Origin of the sequence: Neobacillus sp. YX16 (genome assembly GCF_030123505.1) — a bacterium.
Lineage (GTDB): Bacteria > Bacillota > Bacilli > Bacillales > Cytobacillaceae > Neobacillus.
In genome coordinates this window covers 190,139-207,138 of record NZ_CP126115.1, presented here as the reverse complement: position 1 = coordinate 207,138, position 17,000 = coordinate 190,139, and the positions used below count along the sequence as shown (strand labels likewise).

Genomic DNA, 17,000 nt, shown 5'->3' with positions numbered 1-17,000 from the left:
ATTTATTATTATACTGTCTTTTCGATATTTTTCAAGAGGTTTTTGAAAAAAATTCATTCCCTCAAAACTAGATAATTTCAGAAGAAGTTTGTAAAACGAGTTCGCTTTTATAAATTGGTTAAGTCCTCGAACGATTAGTATCAGTCAGCTCCACATGTTACCACGCTTCCACCTCTGACCTATCAACCTGATCATCTTTCAGGGTTCTTACTAGCTTGACGCTATGGGAAATCTCATCTTGAGGGGGGCTTCATGCTTAGATGCTTTCAGCACTTATCCCGTCCGCACATAGCTACCCAGCGATGCCTTTGGCAAGACAACTGGTACACCAGCGGTGCGTCCATCCCGGTCCTCTCGTACTAAGGACAGCTCCTCTCAAATTTCCTGCGCCCACGACGGATAGGGACCGAACTGTCTCACGACGTTCTGAACCCAGCTCGCGTACCGCTTTAATGGGCGAACAGCCCAACCCTTGGGACCGACTACAGCCCCAGGATGCGATGAGCCGACATCGAGGTGCCAAACCTCCCCGTCGATGTGGACTCTTGGGGGAGATAAGCCTGTTATCCCCGGGGTAGCTTTTATCCGTTGAGCGATGGCCCTTCCATGCGGAACCACCGGATCACTAAGCCCGACTTTCGTCCCTGCTCGACTTGTAGGTCTCGCAGTCAAGCTCCCTTGTGCCTTTACACTCTGCGAATGATTTCCAACCATTCTGAGGGAACCTTTGGGCGCCTCCGTTACTCTTTAGGAGGCGACCGCCCCAGTCAAACTGCCCACCTGACACTGTCTCCCACCCCGATAAGGGGTGCGGGTTAGAATTTCAATACAGCCAGGGTAGTATCCCACCGACGCCTCCACCGAAGCTAGCGCTCCGGTTTCTCAGGCTCCTACCTATCCTGTACAAGCTGTACCAAAATTCAATATCAGGCTACAGTAAAGCTCCACGGGGTCTTTCCGTCCTGTCGCGGGTAACCTGCATCTTCACAGGTACTATAATTTCACCGAGTCTCTCGTTGAGACAGTGCCCAGATCGTTACGCCTTTCGTGCGGGTCGGAACTTACCCGACAAGGAATTTCGCTACCTTAGGACCGTTATAGTTACGGCCGCCGTTTACTGGGGCTTCGATTCAGAGCTTCGCTTGCGCTAACCCCTCCTCTTAACCTTCCAGCACCGGGCAGGCGTCAGCCCCTATACTTCGCCTTGCGGCTTCGCAGAGACCTGTGTTTTTGCTAAACAGTCGCCTGGGCCTATTCACTGCGGCTCTTCGAGGCTATTCACCTCAAAAAGCACCCCTTCTCCCGAAGTTACGGGGTCATTTTGCCGAGTTCCTTAACGAGAGTTCTCTCGCACACCTTAGGATTCTCTCCTCGCCTACCTGTGTCGGTTTGCGGTACGGGCACCTTTTATCTCGCTAGAGGCTTTTCTTGGCAGTGTGGAATCAGGAACTTCGGTACTATATTTCCCTCGCCATCACAGCTCAGCCTTTACGGTAAGCGGATTTTCCTGCTTACCAGCCTAACTGCTTGGACGCGCATATCCAACAGCGCGCTTACCCTATCCTCCTGCGTCCCCCCATCACTCAAACGATAAAGAGGTGGTACAGGAATATCAACCTGTTGTCCATCGCCTACGCCTTTCGGCCTCGGCTTAGGTCCCGACTAACCCTGAGAGGACGAGCCTTCCTCAGGAAACCTTAGGCATACGGTGGACGGGATTCTCACCCGTCTTTCGCTACTCATACCGGCATTCTCACTTCTAAGCGCTCCACCAGTCCTTACGGTCTAGCTTCAACGCCCTTAGAACGCTCTCCTACCACTGACACCATACGGTGTCAATCCACAGCTTCGGTGTTACGTTTAGCCCCGGTACATTTTCGGCGCAGAGTCACTCGACCAGTGAGCTATTACGCACTCTTTAAATGGTGGCTGCTTCTAAGCCAACATCCTGGTTGTCTAAGCAACTCCACATCCTTTTCCACTTAACGTAAACTTTGGGACCTTAGCTGGTGGTCTGGGCTGTTTCCCTTTTGACTACGGATCTTATCACTCGCAGTCTGACTCCCACGGATAAGTCTTTGGCATTCGGAGTTTGTCTGAATTCGGTAACCCGATGAGGGCCCCTAGTCCAAACAGTGCTCTACCTCCAAGACTCTTACAACGTGAGGCTAGCCCTAAAGCTATTTCGGAGAGAACCAGCTATCTCCAAGTTCGATTGGAATTTCTCCGCTACCCACACCTCATCCCCGCACTTTTCAACGTGCGTGGGTTCGGGCCTCCATCCAGTGTTACCTGGACTTCACCCTGGACATGGGTAGATCACCTGGTTTCGGGTCTACGACCACATACTAAAATCGCCCTATTCAGACTCGCTTTCGCTGCGGCTCCGTCTTTTCAACTTAACCTTGCATGTAATCGTAACTCGCCGGTTCATTCTACAAAAGGCACGCTATCACCCATTAACGGGCTCTAACTACTTGTAGGCACACGGTTTCAGGATCTATTTCACTCCCCTTCCGGGGTGCTTTTCACCTTTCCCTCACGGTACTGGTTCACTATCGGTCACTAGGGAGTATTTAGCCTTGGGAGATGGTCCTCCCAGCTTCCGACCGGATTTCTCGTGTCCGGCCGTACTCAGGATCCACTCAGGAGGGAACGAAGTTTCAACTACAGGGTTTTTACCTTCTATGACGGGCCTTTCCAGACCGCTTCATCTACCCCGTTCCTTTGTAACTCCATGTTGAGTGTCCTACAACCCCAAGAGGCAAGCCTCTTGGTTTGGGCTATGTCCCGTTTCGCTCGCCGCTACTCAGGGAATCGCGTTTGCTTTCTCTTCCTCCGGGTACTTAGATGTTTCAGTTCCCCGGGTCTGCCTTCAATACCCTATGTATTCAGGTAAAGATACTGCTCCATTACGAGCAGTGGGTTCCCCCATTCGGAAATCTCCGGATCAAAGCTTACTTACAGCTCCCCGAAGCATATCGGTGTTAGTCCCGTCCTTCATCGGCTCCTAGTGCCAAGGCATCCACCGTGCGCCCTTTCTAACTTAACCTAAAAGGTTATTTTCTTCTTAATTACTTAAGAGAGAAAAACTAATGTGGCGATTCTCGGTTTTACTTTGACTTCTTCTTACGATTATCTAGTTTTCAAAGAACGATTAAAAAAAGCTTTGAGAGAATTACTCCCTCAAAACTAAACAAACAAGTAACAGTCAACTTTTTATCAGTCCACAAGGACTGCATTATCCTTAGAAAGGAGGTGATCCAGCCGCACCTTCCGATACGGCTACCTTGTTACGACTTCACCCCAATCATCTGTCCCACCTTAGGCGGCTGGCTCCTTACGGTTACCCCACCGACTTCGGGTGTTACAAACTCTCGTGGTGTGACGGGCGGTGTGTACAAGGCCCGGGAACGTATTCACCGCGGCATGCTGATCCGCGATTACTAGCGATTCCGGCTTCATGTAGGCGAGTTGCAGCCTACAATCCGAACTGAGAATGGTTTTATGGGATTGGCTAAACCTCGCGGTCTTGCAGCCCTTTGTACCATCCATTGTAGCACGTGTGTAGCCCAGGTCATAAGGGGCATGATGATTTGACGTCATCCCCACCTTCCTCCGGTTTGTCACCGGCAGTCTCCTTAGAGTGCCCAACTGAATGCTGGCAACTAAGAACAAGGGTTGCGCTCGTTGCGGGACTTAACCCAACATCTCACGACACGAGCTGACGACAACCATGCACCACCTGTCACTCTGTCCCCCGAAGGGGAACGTCCTATCTCTAGGAGTGTCAGAGGATGTCAAGACCTGGTAAGGTTCTTCGCGTTGCTTCGAATTAAACCACATGCTCCACCGCTTGTGCGGGCCCCCGTCAATTCCTTTGAGTTTCAGCCTTGCGGCCGTACTCCCCAGGCGGAGTGCTTAATGCGTTAGCTGCAGCACTAAAGGGCGGAAACCCTCTAACACTTAGCACTCATCGTTTACGGCGTGGACTACCAGGGTATCTAATCCTGTTTGCTCCCCACGCTTTCGCGCCTCAGCGTCAGTTACAGACCAGAAAGCCGCCTTCGCCACTGGTGTTCCTCCACATCTCTACGCATTTCACCGCTACACGTGGAATTCCGCTTTCCTCTTCTGTACTCAAGTCCCCCAGTTTCCAATGACCCTCCACGGTTGAGCCGTGGGCTTTCACATCAGACTTAAAGGACCGCCTGCGCGCGCTTTACGCCCAATAATTCCGGACAACGCTTGCCACCTACGTATTACCGCGGCTGCTGGCACGTAGTTAGCCGTGGCTTTCTGGTTAGGTACCGTCAAGGTACCGGCAGTTACTCCGATACTTGTTCTTCCCTAACAACAGAGCTTTACGACCCGAAGGCCTTCATCGCTCACGCGGCGTTGCTCCGTCAGACTTTCGTCCATTGCGGAAGATTCCCTACTGCTGCCTCCCGTAGGAGTCTGGGCCGTGTCTCAGTCCCAGTGTGGCCGATCACCCTCTCAGGTCGGCTACGCATCGTCGCCTTGGTGAGCCGTTACCTCACCAACTAGCTAATGCGCCGCGGGCCCATCTGTAAGTGTCAGCGTAAACCGACTTTCAGCTTTTCCTCATGAAAGGAAAAGGATTATCCGGTATTAGCTCCGGTTTCCCGAAGTTATCCCAGTCTTACAGGCAGGTTGCCCACGTGTTACTCACCCGTCCGCCGCTAACCAAGAGGTGCAAGCACCTCAAGATTCGCTCGACTTGCATGTATTAGGCACGCCGCCAGCGTTCGTCCTGAGCCAGGATCAAACTCTCCAAGAAAGTTGATATAGCTCATTTTGTTACGTTGGCTTAGCTTTTCTAAAAAGCTAAAAAATTGTTTGTTGACGTTCTTGTTTGTTTAGTTTTCAAAGATCAATTTCACTCATTCGCCTAAAAGCGACTTTATAAATATATCATCACCACGATGTAAAGTCAATAACTTTTTTCAAGTGATTTCTTTAACGTCAGCAGCGACGTTTATTAATATACCAACATACCATTTAAAAGTCAACGATATTTATTAAATTAATTCCTTCTTTTTCAAGAAAGAATATCTATCCCTTCTTTCTGCTTTTATTATCTCGTCTCATATATTTCAAACACTCATTTGGAGAGGCCACTCTTCTAAACAAAGTAAATAAAATCTTATAACGTTCTTCCATTGCTCGTTTTACTATATGATCAATACGATCATCCTTTAAGTCAAACAATATTTCATCCATCTCTCTCTTTATCAGGTATTCCATTTCTTTTACTTCTTTTTCATTAATGAGAAGCCCAAACATTGAATCACCCTTTGTAAGATGTAGTTTTAGTAGTCTTTTCCAAAATAGTAAAATTTATAATTATTTTTTGTTAATCATATTCATAAAAAAATTTGCATAGGTATGAGACAAGGATAGCAATGGACGAGGTGGTCATAATGAATATCTTTTTTGTGTTGGATGGTAAATCTGTAAAACAAATTTTTCTAGTAGTGATTGCTGCATTTTTTACTGCAATGTTCCTATTTATGAGTAATCTGTCGTTATCTCCAGTCTTTTCTACAAAGGATGGACCTAAAGCCGTTTATCGCGGCGAAAAAGACATTGCTCTTACCTTTAATATTGGCTGGGGTGATGAAAAGGCAGAGCCTATTTTAGATGCATTGAAAAAAGAGAATGTGAAATCGGCGACTTTCTTTTTGGCTGGTTCATGGGCAGAGAGGCATCCGGATATTGTCAATCGGATAGTTAAGGAAGGATTTGAAATTGGAATTCTTGGCTATGCTTATGAGGATTATACTGAATTAGAAGATGTTAATATTGGGAAAGACATTGCAAAAGCAAAGGAGGCTTTTAGTAAGTTAAATATAAAAGAAATAAAGCTTCTGCGTGCTCCCACAGGTCACTTTGACGAACGCTCCTTAAAAATTGCTGAACGGTATGGATATACAGTCGTTCATTGGAGTGTAGATTCGAAGGATTGGACCAATCCTGGTGTTAATCAAATTATTACAAATGTAAAGAAAGCGGATAAAGGAGATATTGTACTGCTCCATGCATCTGATTCCGCTAAACAAACCGCAAAGGCAGTGCCGGGAATTCTCCATGAATTACAAAATAAAGGCTTGAAACTTGTGACTGTTTCAGAGTTAATCGCAAATGGAGAAGTTGAATCAAAAGAAATTAAATAACAAAAGGAAAACCGTCCACCATATTAAAGGGACGGTTTTTTGCTTGATTTTTTCTGAGCATTTGTTTTTTTATTCGGTAATCGTTTACTCTCAATTCTCTGTCTCACCTGCTGTGATTGCATGTTTAACTTATGAAGGATCAATAATTGATAAGCATTACAGGCTAATAAGGAGAACAACATTAGATAAACCCAGCTATGTTCATTAACACGTAAAACAGGGAACCACTCGATAACCGTTACTACAATCATAAAAAAGAGTGCAGGAATAAATGCCTCTCGATTTGTTTGTTTGGCTTTAAACCATGCTGTGACCAAAGCAGGAATTAACAGAAGGACTGCTAGAACGATATAAGGGAGTAGGCTGTCCCCTGATTTTGCAAAGGTCTCATAGCGTAAATAAACAAGATCAAATAACACAAATAGAGTAATAACTACTTGAACTCCATTCCAAAGTGAGACGGATTTAAAGATACCTAAGCCAAAGCGGTGAACCGTTAGGTAGGCAAAAAAGCCCATTTGACTTATAACACTATAAAGGATGCCCCATAAGATAAACCAAAAAAGAGCGGATAATATATTGATGATTCGAAAATCAGTAAAATAGTGCACATATTCATTCCAATTGATAATAAAGCCTACAATTGCTGTTGTAATTCCGCCAATTAATAGCGTTGTCATAAACAGCCTAACCCAAATACGACTCGTCACACTATTATCCTCCAATAACAAAAAATAAAATATCCTTACTGATTGTACCAATCCAATAATAAAAAATCCATCTTTTCAATTTCCTCACGCATAATCTTACGCTCTTTTCTTCATCCTAGAAATTAAGGACTCTTATGTGAAAGGAGCTTTTATTATGAAAGGAAAAAGCCTTATACCCCTCTTGCTCTTTACCATGATGTTAACTAGTTGTGCATCTCCAGAAGCAAGCGGTGGAGAACAGATAGATTATGAAGCAACAAAAAAGATGGTTGTCGATATCCTTAAAACAGATGATGGGAAGAAAGCAATTCAGGAAGTAATGTCTGATGATAAGATGAAAGAAACGCTGGTGATGGACCAAAAAGTTGTTTCGGATACGATTCAACAAACCCTTACTTCAGAGAATGCTACAGAGTTTTGGAAAAAAACCTTTAGTGACGAAAAGTTTGCCCAAGGTATAGCAAAAAGCATGAGAACTGAGAACGAAAAACTATTAAAGGATTTGATGAAAGATCCTGAATATAGAGGCATGATGATTGAGGTTTTCAAGGAACCGGAAATTCAGAAGGAAATGGCTGACGCTTTAAAAAGTAAGGAATATCGGGAACACCTTCAAAAAGTTATTTCGGAAACGCTTGAAAGCCCTCTTTTCAAGGTAAAAATGCAAGAATTACTCTTAAAGGCTGCTGAAGAAACACAGAAAAAAGAAGAAGAAAAAAGTGAGGAAAAAGAACAATAAGTCGTCAGTAATAATAAATAGTAATGAAAAGCCTCTTCCAGGTTTGGAAGAGGCTTTCCATTTTACTTTTTCAAAAGACGTGTCATTTTTTCAGCAATTTCTAGATAAATTTTTCCTAATTGATGATCTTCCTGATAAATGGACGGAGCAAAATCATCATCATTCCAATCAGGCTGATTGAGAGGCAGACGACCAAGAACTTCAGTATTCAAGTCTTCGGCCAATTTATCACCGCCGCCTTTACCAAATACATATTCCTTTTCACCTGTCAGCTTACTTTCAAAGTACGCCATGTTCTCAATAACTCCTAAAATTTCATGATCTGTACGCAATGCCATAGCACCTGCGCGAGCCGCAACAAAAGCTGCTGTTGGATGTGGAGTGGTTACGATTACTTCTTTACAAGCTGGAAGCATCGTATGAACATCCAATGCAACGTCTCCAGTTCCTGGAGGCAAGTCTAGCAGTAAATAGTCCACTTCTCCCCATTCGACTTCATTAAAGAAGCTATTGAGCATTTTCCCTAACATTGGTCCACGCCAAATGATTGGAGAATTATCCTCTACAAAGAAGCCCATTGAAATGACTTTAACGCCAAAGCGCTCAACTGGGAGAATTTTTTCCCCTCTAACCACTGGTCTTTTAGTAATTCCCATCATATCTGGAACACTAAACCCATAAATATCCGCGTCAACTAAACCAACTTTTTTGCCAAGACGCGCAAGGGCAACAGCAAGGTTGACGGAAACTGTTGATTTCCCAACTCCGCCTTTTCCACTCGCAATTGCAATAAAAGTCGTTTTGTTAGAAGCAAGTAAACCTTTATCTTCTGTTTCGCTAGCTGCTTGACGGTGCTCTGCTAACACTGCTTCTGGTAACTCACTAAATCTGATACCAACTGTTAGTGCTCCCACTTCCTTTAGCAAATTAACTACTTGAGTTTGCAGCTGTAATTGTTCAGCTGTACCCGTTTTTGCAATTTGCAATTTCACGCTGACATGGTTTTTCTCTTCTTTAATTTTTATTTCTTCAATTGCATTTAATTCTGCTAATGTTTTATGTAAAAATGGTTCTTTTAAGCTCCCTAGCACTTCTCGGACTTTCACTTCTGTTAACATGTAAACAAACACCTCACCTAATGAATTCGTTTCCAGTTTTCAGTATACCATAACTTTTAGCAGATACAGTTAAATGAATCACTACCCATTATCATTCAAAAAAAAAGAAGGGTAACTACCCTTGTTAATCTTCTATCTTTATCTCCTTCTCATTCGTAAAATAACGAACAACACCTTGATAAATAGAAGCTGCAATCTTTTCTTGATATGCTTCCTTTTTTAACTGTTCTCTTTCGTGTGGATTTGATAGAAAGCCAACCTCTACTAACACCCCAGGCTTTTTAGCATTTTTTAAAATATAGACAGAATTAATCGGCTTTGCTCTTCTAGTTGTATTTTCTAAATTTACAATTAGCTCATCCTGAATGAATTTTGCCGCCTTGGCATTTTCTTTGAAATGAGAAGCATAAAAGGTTTGGGCTCCGCTCCATCTAGAAGATGGAATGGCATTTAAATGAATACTGACAAAAAAGTCATTGTCTGAGTTATTTATCATTTTTAACCGTTTTTTTAAGTCCTCTACCTTCCTTCTGCTGTATCCTTTTGTATCTTCGTCTGCTAAATCCTTATCTGTCTCCCGGGTCATGACAACTAAGGCTCCCTGCTCCTGCAAATAATCTCTGACCTTTAATGAAATATCCAAAGCAATGTCCTTCTCTAATGTCTTTGAATTTCCAGCCCCGCCGTCTGGACCGCCATGGCCGGGGTCAAGTAATATTATTTTGCCTGATAATGGAAGACTCCATGAATCGCCCCATGTGTTCTCTTTGACAAAATCATATTGTAGAATCAGAAATAAAAGAAGCAAACCAACAGAAAAACCAATGACCTTTAATTTTTTCTTAGACACCAAAATCATTCCTTCCCGCTCGTCCCTATTCATTTAACTATATGGGACAAGGGACCTGTTTAGAACTCAGAAGAAATGTAAAAGTAAAGCACCAGGATCAGAGGCTCTTGCCTCTACACCCTAGTGCCAGGTCAACATAATTTTTTAATGTAATCGCAGTTTCCTGCGTCTTTGCCCTTTATCATAGCCCTCTTTCCACCATACATCTATATAGCCTTCACAGGAGTAATAAAGGGTTTCACTCATTGTTCCTTCTTCCCCATTACCCCAATAGAGGAGAAAATTGTACAGCGTATCAATTAAATGTTTCTCTTCTCTATAACAGCGTTTACGTACCTCATCTATATTCTCACCGTAATAACCAAATTTGCTGAATTTCGCTCCTAATAGGTAGGCTTCCAAGGCTACGTCATAACAAGCCTCTTCTATTCCTGTATTCATAACAAAAGAAGACGCAATTCTTGTTGAGCCAAAATACTGTTGAACTCGTTCTTTTAACGTTTTCACCGATAAGTCCTTAAGGACGGACCGCTCGTACTTTAATTGTTTATCGCGACGCTTTTCTTTAAAGGTTGTAATTACAGTCACTCGCTTTTCACCTCTTAGGACTATTCTTCATCCCATTGTCATAAGAAATGCAAACTACAAAGCGTTTTGTATTGCCAATTTTTATCGTATAGATTTCAAGCCATGGACAGGCACTTCACTTGTTTTTGCTTAATCCCACCTTATTGAAAGACTTGCTGAACCTTGTACTATTACTTTAACGCCCAAATAAGTCAACAAAATGTCAAAAGACATTATTTTTATAAAAATAAAAAGACTCCCAACCAAAAATGGTTGGGAGTTCTTTAATAATTACCGCTTTAAGAACTGTGGGAAACGAATAGAAACTTTAAAACTGTATTTTTTTCCGTGTTTCGGAAGGGTAAAACCTGTAAAACCATAAAATATTGTGAGCAATGGTGAAAATAAGCAAAATAATGCAAACGGAAAATATTCAGCGACAGGCACTCCGAGAACGGTAGCCAGAAAAACACCACTGACACCCCATGGTACGAGAGGATTGACGACAGTTCCGGCATCCTCGAGCACCCTTGCAAGATGCTTCGGTTCCAAACCAGCTTTAATGAAATGCTCTTTAAAAGCATTTCCAGGTAATAGGATTGATAAATACTGCTCTCCAATAATAAAATTAACAGCTACCGCAAGTCCGGCAGTTGTACTAATCAAAAGGGAAACTCGGGTTAATACACTTTGTAAAAGCGATATAAGAGCTGGAATTACGCCAAGCCTGAAGAGAAGTCCCCCCATGCTTAGTGCCAGCAGAATCACTGATATACTGAACATCATGCTTTCAATTCCGCCCCTTGTCAGCATTGAATCGACTTCTTTGATTCCACTTGCAGACTTGTAGCCGGAATAGAGCAAATCAAAAAATCCTTTGCTGTCCACTCCGCCATTCATCCAAACAGAAATCAAAAGGGCGGAAAGAATGCCAGCGGAAAGCGTGGCGATTGCAGGTACTTTTTTGGCCGCCAGTATAGTGAGGATAATGAATGGCAAAAGTGAGTACCAATGTACAAGGTTTAGATTTATTAATGCATCTTTAAGGATTCCCATTTGTTTAATGCTTTGTTCTGTTTCGGCTGGAGAAATCACCAGATAAACAATTAGCGAAAAAATAAAAGCCGGAATAGTTGTCCATAACATATTTTTTATATGGTCAAATAAATCCATTCCTGCAACGCTGGCAGCGAGGTTTGTCGTATCTGATAAAGGCGACATTTTATCGCCAAAGAACGCTCCGGAAACGACTGCCCCCGCAGTGATAACAGGCGAAATGCCCAGTGCGGTACTCGCTCCAACAAAAGCTACTCCCAAGGTTGCAGCTGTTGTTAAGGAACTCCCTATGCTTACGCCGATAATAGAAGTTACTACAAAAACTATTGCATAATAAAATTTCCCCGAGACTAACTCGACAGCTAAATAAATAAACGTCGGTATTGTACCGCTCGCCATCCAGCTGCTGATTAGCATCCCAATAAAAAAGAAAATCATGACCGAGGCTATTCCGGATTTAGCTCCATCTGCCATTGCTCCTTCAAGTTCCATAAAATTCACTTTCTTAACAGCACCATATACAAGCAACAGGGCGATCCCTGTGATTATTGCAATTTGCGGAACTACTTTAATCCCAATAATTAGATAACCGACAGTACCCATTAAAAGTGCAGTAATAAGTGCCGCTTCGGCTGGTCGAATTGCCAGCACCTTCTGTTCTTGAAGCATAAAATCTCCCCCTATGATGTAAAAATAAACGCAAAAAAGCCCCTTCGACTTTAGGGACGAAGGGACTCCGCGGTACCACCCTAGTTGGCAGGAATTACTCCCCGCCCTCTTTAAAAAATATGCCCGTTCAAGGCAGCTGTATTTCAAATTTATCATTGCCCGAATTTTCACCTTCCATCCGGTCTCTTTTTGCTGCTAATGACAATTCTACTAAAACTGCAGGCACTTATTTACTTTCGTACTAAAACGCTTTTAAGCACTAAAGTATTATATTTAAATAATAATATACATTGCTTTATTCTTTCTGTCTACAAAAATTTTTCATGTTACAGCTATCTTCTAGTTAAAAGCGCTATATACATAAAAAGACACCCAATCAAATTGATTGAGAGTCATTGAAATTAGAGTCCTATAGCCTCAAGAACCTTTCTTACCGAAAATGGAGAAAATCCACTCCCACTTATCTTTAGGTTTTTGTAATGATTTTTCGATACGTTTATTAAAGTCATTTTGTGAAAGCCACTCTTTTTTCATTTCTTCCCGGAGGTTTTGTAATTCTCTTTGTAAGTATTCGCTCTTTTGTTTTTCCTCTTCCAGCAATGTTTCGTAATGGATCTTTTCCTGTTCAGATAATTTCTCAATCCTAGCTTGCGTTTTTTGTGCAGAATTTGAAATGTTAGAACTTAAATCGTGGTGATCCTGCTTTAGCCTGGAAACTGTAGTTTTAAGATCTGCCATATCGTTTATTACTTGGACATTCATTTCACGTGTGGCAGCTAGTTCACTGGCTAAATAGGATAAAATTTCTTTTAGGTGATTGGGGTCTTGGGGTAAATTGTCATACGTATCGGCTACCGCTATATCTGTTTCACTAATTCCGGCTAATCTTTCTTTTTGTTGCTGGGCAATTTCTTTAGCTGTATCGTCTAGGGGCTTGTCCGTATCGCGTAACGCTATAAGTGATTCGATGTCGGATTGAACAAATATACGCCGATCTCCCTCTTTTAAAAACTCATAGCCATTTCGCTCTAAGATTTGTCCATACTTTCGAACAGTAGGTGTTGCAATCCCGGCTTCCTCAGCCACTTCCTTAGAAGTGAAAGAGCGTTCATACGGTTGAATATCATTTCGCATATCTGATCACCTTTTTTATATCAAATATGAAGGGTTATAGATGAAATTGCAAGAGCCATATCACCTAGCGATACAAATAAAAAAGAGCGATTATTCCCTTTCCATACCAAACAATATTATGAGGCTTAACCGTATCGGGTAGCGATATAAAAATTTGCTATCCAATTTACAAGGCATGTCGCCCAGCGATATGATTTTTTCATGAATGTCCGATTTCCGTATATGTTCATAATTTTACAAAAATTGATTATTATTTCCCTGAAAATACAAACTTCGACTAGTTATCTGATTTTCCTCTTTTAACTAATCGTTTGATTAAATTTTCTGCAATCCTTGTTATATAAAGATTTGATTATACTTCGTGAAAAAAAGATTGTCGAGAAATGTGCTAAAATAAATGTTGTGACCATTTTTACAATAATGAGGGATTTCATGTATAGGATAATGATGATTGAGGATGATGAAAAAATTAGACGGATTGTCGCTGACACATTGAAAAAGTGGCAGTATGATGTAGTGGAAGTGACCCAATTTGACCAGGTGCTGACGGATTTTGAACAGATAAATCCACACCTCGTTCTATTGGATATCAATCTTCCAGTCTTTGATGGTTACTACTGGTGCCAGCAAATACGCGCTATGTCCAAAGTGCCGATTATATTTCTTTCCTCTAGAAATCAGAATATGGATATCATTATGGCGATTAATATGGGCGGGGATGATTTTATCCAGAAGCCATTTGAATTGGATATCCTTGTTGCGAAAATTAGTGCGCTCATCCGGCGGAAATACACCTACCAGGAAAATGAGAATATCACGTTCAACCATCGGGGCTTGAAATTAAATGTAACCAATTCAACAATCGAATTTAATGGACAAAGTACTGAGTTAAGCCGAAATGAATTCATCCTTTTACAATTAATGATGCGGAATGTCGGGAAAATTCTTTCGCGTGAGGACTTTATGCAGGCACTATAGCGATTTTCCTTCAATCCAAACATCCCCGCTATTAAAGTTGTCAATCGTTGAGAGGGTATTGATTAATGTCGTTTTCCCGGAGCCCGATGGCCCCATAATTGCGGTAAATTCCCCATGTTCAATGGTCAAATCAATATTTTTTAAGATTTGTGTTTTTCCGTAAGATTTCGATAAGTTCTTAGTTTGTATTATTTTAGTCATTGTTTCATCCTCCTTCTCCACCTTACTATACTGACTAATCTGCCCGTCAACCATCGATATAACAACATCTAAAGTGACATTTTTGTCATGTAAGAAAATTTGATAAAACATCCATCCTATCATTCACTGCTACCTTTGTAGCCTAAAATAGATTGAAGAAAAGATTTTTATTTTTTATCCTTAATTTAGATACTTGTCCATTCAATTTTTCTTTAACATCATATTTTATTATAAGTATGTGATAGATTCTTTTGAACCTATGATGTGAACAAAAAGGGGAGTGTAAGGAATGGCAGATAGTACATTCAATGAAGATTCTGAAATTCATGATGTAAACGGAGCCGAAGGTGATCATAAGCAAGACTTTTCTGAACTTATGGCACTTACAACTCGTATTAATGAGTTATTGGCTAATGTGTTAAAACGAGAAATTAGTTTAAAAGACGAATTGGCAACTAAGGAAGAAGTTATAGCTTCAATAACCGCAAGCCTTGAAAAAAGCAATATAGAAATTGCAGAACTTCAAAATCAAATAGCCAAGATTAGAGCTACCAATGAAAAAAATCAATCATTGATTGGGGGGTTAAGCAGTCTAATAGCTGAGCAAGAAATGCAAGTGCAAAATCTAAGAGAAGTAATTGGCACCAAGGAACAAATAATTATGTCATTTACTGTAAGTCTAGCAAACAGCAAAAAGGAAATTGTAGAACTTCATACACATGTAGACGAGTTGACAGCAACCAATGAAAATCAAAAATCACTTATTGGAGAATACAAAGAAAAAATTGATTTGTTAATCGGGGAAATATCACTATTAAGTAATCAACAAAATGAATCACAAGTTGAAGATAGTTCGGAGCTGAAAGCAGAGCCTAACACTACAGAAGAAAATTCAGTGCTGAAAGCAGAGCCGGAAACTAAAGAAGAAAGTTCGGGGCTGAAAGCAGATACGAATGCTAAAGAAGAAAGTTCGGGGCTGAAAGCTGAGCCGAACACTACAGAAGAAAATTCGGGGCTGAAAGCTGAGCCGAACACTACAGAAGAAAATTCGGAGCTGAAAGCAGAGCCGGAAGCTAAAGAAGAAAGTTCGGTGCTGAAAGCAGATACGAACGCTAAAAAAGAAAATAAGATGCTGAAAACAGACCGCAAAGCTCAAAAGAAAAGGCTTAAAAAATTCCTAAAAGAGAACCCAAATGCGAATGAAAAGATTTTAGCAGAACTACTAGGAGTAGACAGTTCCTATATAATTGGACTTCGAAAAGAATTTGATATTTGAATGATTGATTAAAGGGGCTTCTAAGGCCCTTTTTACTTTATACCGATCAAACCTAACACAGGTTATGTCGCTTCATGACCTTCCAGTTTCCTTATAATTCAACAAAAATAGTTTATTATTTCCCTGAAAATACAAACTTCGACTTGTTCAGTGAATTTTCTACTTTACTCAATCCATTGATTAATTTTCTGCAAAAAGAGACCTCCTAAAAAGAAGGCCCCCTGCTCACTATTTAATATAATAAATACTTCTCACGAACAACGTTAAATTGCTCTAAACCCGCCTGCCATGCTGCTTTCATTTCTTCAACACTTTTGCCAGCTTCAATATCTGCGCGGATGGAGCCATTGCCGACAAGGTTATCAAAGAAGGAGATTCCTGCTGCGTTCGGTGCTCTAAATTGGAAATCGTTTGGATACATATCATGGATTGTTTTTACGATATATAATCCAGTTTCAAACGGCTTATAGGCATTTCGGTCTGTGATATGAATTTGAATACCATGGCTTAACACATTCGCATGCTTCGAGAATGTCGGAATAAACGAAGCCGCTCTGAATGTGACACCAGGTAGTTTATAAGAGTTTAACTTGGAAGCCAGGCTGTCACTATTAATGAACGGTGCTCCAATCAATTCAAATGGCTTTGTTGTTCCTCGTCCTTCGGAAACATTGGTTCCTTCAATGAGGGCAGCACCTGGGTACACTACAGCAGTTTCCAAGGTTGGCATGTTTGGTGATGGAAGTACCCATTCTAATGGCGTCTCATCGTAATACAGGTTTCGTTTCCAGCCTTCCATTTCCACTACCGTTAAATCTGCTCCAATTCCAAATTCGCTATTAAAAAGCTTCGCTAACTCCCCGACGGTCATCCCGTGGCGAACAGGAATTGGATATTCACCGATGAAAGAGGAGTACTTATCCTCAAGCACAGGTCCTTCAACTTTTGTCCCGCTGATTGGATTCGGGCGGTCAAGGACAATGATTGGAATATTGTTCTCTTTTGCTGCTTCCATTGCTAATGCCATTGTGTAAATGTACGTGTAAAAACGTGTCCCTACATCTTGGATATCGAATAACAATACATCGACATTGCTAAGCATTTCAGGTGTCGGCTTTTTTGTCTTTCCATATAGGCTGTATACAGGAAGCCCTGTTTTTTCATCCGTATATTGTTCAACATATTGACCAGCCTGGGCACTTCCTCGTACACCATGCTCAGGGCCGTAAAGAGCAGTAAGATTCACATCAGAATTATTAAAGAGTAAATCCACAATGCTCGTAACGTTCTGATCAACACCAGTTGGATTTGTGATTAAACCGATGCGTTTATCCTTAATCAAATCAATTTGATCCTCTAACAAAACCTCAATACCTAATCGGAACTTTTTATTCTTTTTCTCTTTATCGTTCTTAGCCATCGCCGCAGAAACAGTTGACAGTAGCAAAACGAGAATCAATAATCCAGTTATCCACTTTTTCAAAAGTATCCCTCCTCTTTGTCTA

The 17,000-nt window shown here is 41.5% G+C and carries 12 protein-coding genes, 2 rRNA genes and 1 pseudogene; 4 read left to right on the top strand and 11 right to left on the bottom strand.

What is annotated here, in order from left to right:
- Nucleotides 1–114: 114 nt before the first annotated feature.
- The 3 genes from QNH48_RS01055 to QNH48_RS01045 all read right to left on the bottom strand — a co-directional run bounded on the left by QNH48_RS01055 (nt 115) and on the right by QNH48_RS01045 (nt 5,307).
- Nucleotides 115–3,052, bottom strand: a 23S ribosomal RNA gene (locus QNH48_RS01055).
- 199 nt (nt 3,053–3,251) lie between these two features.
- A 16S ribosomal RNA gene (locus tag QNH48_RS01050) occupies nt 3,252–4,801 on the bottom strand.
- The 16S and 23S rRNA genes sit together here, the layout of an rRNA operon.
- Nucleotides 4,802–5,076: 275 nt before the next feature.
- Nucleotides 5,077–5,307 carry a hypothetical protein gene (locus QNH48_RS01045; protein ID WP_095251988.1) on the bottom strand — a complete coding sequence of 77 codons (231 nt, stop codon included), beginning with the start codon at nt 5,305–5,307 and terminating at the stop codon, nt 5,077–5,079.
- 137 nt (nt 5,308–5,444) lie between these two features.
- Between QNH48_RS01045 and pdaB the strand changes: the two genes are divergently transcribed.
- On the top strand, nt 5,445–6,197 hold the full coding sequence (gene pdaB, locus QNH48_RS01040) for a polysaccharide deacetylase family sporulation protein PdaB (RefSeq protein WP_283953417.1): 753 nt from the start codon (nt 5,445–5,447) through the stop codon (nt 6,195–6,197).
- A 23-nt stretch (nt 6,198–6,220) separates the two neighbouring features.
- On the opposite strand, the gene QNH48_RS01035 is transcribed toward pdaB, so the two are convergent.
- Nucleotides 6,221–6,907, bottom strand: coding sequence for a KinB-signaling pathway activation protein (locus QNH48_RS01035; RefSeq protein WP_095251986.1), 687 nt, complete (start codon nt 6,905–6,907; stop codon nt 6,221–6,223).
- A gap of 154 nt (nt 6,908–7,061) precedes the next feature.
- Between QNH48_RS01035 and gerD the strand changes: the two genes are divergently transcribed.
- Entirely contained in the window at nt 7,062–7,646 is a 585-nt protein-coding gene (gene gerD / locus QNH48_RS01030) for a spore germination lipoprotein GerD (protein ID WP_283953416.1), read from the top strand.
- 62 nt (nt 7,647–7,708) lie between these two features.
- On the opposite strand, the gene QNH48_RS01025 is transcribed toward gerD, so the two are convergent.
- The 5 genes from QNH48_RS01025 to QNH48_RS01005 form a co-directional block, all read right to left on the bottom strand.
- Nucleotides 7,709–8,764 carry an Mrp/NBP35 family ATP-binding protein gene (locus QNH48_RS01025; protein ID WP_283953415.1) on the bottom strand — a complete coding sequence of 352 codons (1,056 nt, stop codon included), beginning with the start codon at nt 8,762–8,764 and terminating at the stop codon, nt 7,709–7,711.
- A gap of 124 nt (nt 8,765–8,888) precedes the next feature.
- Nucleotides 8,889–9,614 carry an N-acetylmuramoyl-L-alanine amidase CwlD gene (gene cwlD / locus QNH48_RS01020; protein ID WP_283953414.1) on the bottom strand — a complete coding sequence of 242 codons (726 nt, stop codon included), beginning with the start codon at nt 9,612–9,614 and terminating at the stop codon, nt 8,889–8,891.
- A gap of 144 nt (nt 9,615–9,758) precedes the next feature.
- Entirely contained in the window at nt 9,759–10,202 is a 444-nt protein-coding gene (locus QNH48_RS01015) for a YbaK family protein (protein ID WP_095251982.1), read from the bottom strand.
- 270 nt (nt 10,203–10,472) lie between these two features.
- Nucleotides 10,473–11,906 carry a Na+/H+ antiporter NhaC gene (gene nhaC, locus QNH48_RS01010; protein WP_283953413.1) on the bottom strand — a complete coding sequence of 478 codons (1,434 nt, stop codon included), beginning with the start codon at nt 11,904–11,906 and terminating at the stop codon, nt 10,473–10,475.
- 417 nt (nt 11,907–12,323) lie between these two features.
- Nucleotides 12,324–13,040, bottom strand: a complete 717-nt coding sequence (locus QNH48_RS01005; RefSeq protein ID WP_283953412.1) for a hypothetical protein — start codon at nt 13,038–13,040, stop codon at nt 12,324–12,326.
- 432 nt (nt 13,041–13,472) lie between these two features.
- Between QNH48_RS01005 and QNH48_RS01000 the strand changes: the two genes are divergently transcribed.
- Nucleotides 13,473–14,018: a response regulator gene (locus QNH48_RS01000; protein ID WP_283953411.1), complete on the top strand. Its 546-nt coding sequence runs from the start codon at nt 13,473–13,475 to the stop codon at nt 14,016–14,018.
- Here the strand turns inward: QNH48_RS01000 and QNH48_RS00995 are convergent.
- A pseudogene (locus QNH48_RS00995) lies at nt 14,016–14,330 on the bottom strand (ATP-binding cassette domain-containing protein); the annotation flags it as partial. The gene QNH48_RS01000 and the pseudogene QNH48_RS00995 sit on opposite strands and share 3 nt — an antisense overlap.
- A 178-nt stretch (nt 14,331–14,508) precedes the next feature.
- Here QNH48_RS00995 and QNH48_RS00990 point away from each other — a divergent pair.
- A complete protein-coding gene (locus QNH48_RS00990) occupies nt 14,509–15,495 on the top strand; it encodes a hypothetical protein (RefSeq protein ID WP_283953410.1) in 987 nt (328 codons plus the stop codon).
- Nucleotides 15,496–15,727: 232 nt separating this feature from the next.
- Here the strand turns inward: QNH48_RS00990 and QNH48_RS00985 are convergent, their stop codons facing one another.
- Entirely contained in the window at nt 15,728–16,978 is a 1,251-nt protein-coding gene (locus QNH48_RS00985; protein WP_283953409.1) for an exo-beta-N-acetylmuramidase NamZ family protein, read from the bottom strand.
- Nucleotides 16,979–17,000 lie beyond the last annotated feature (22 nt).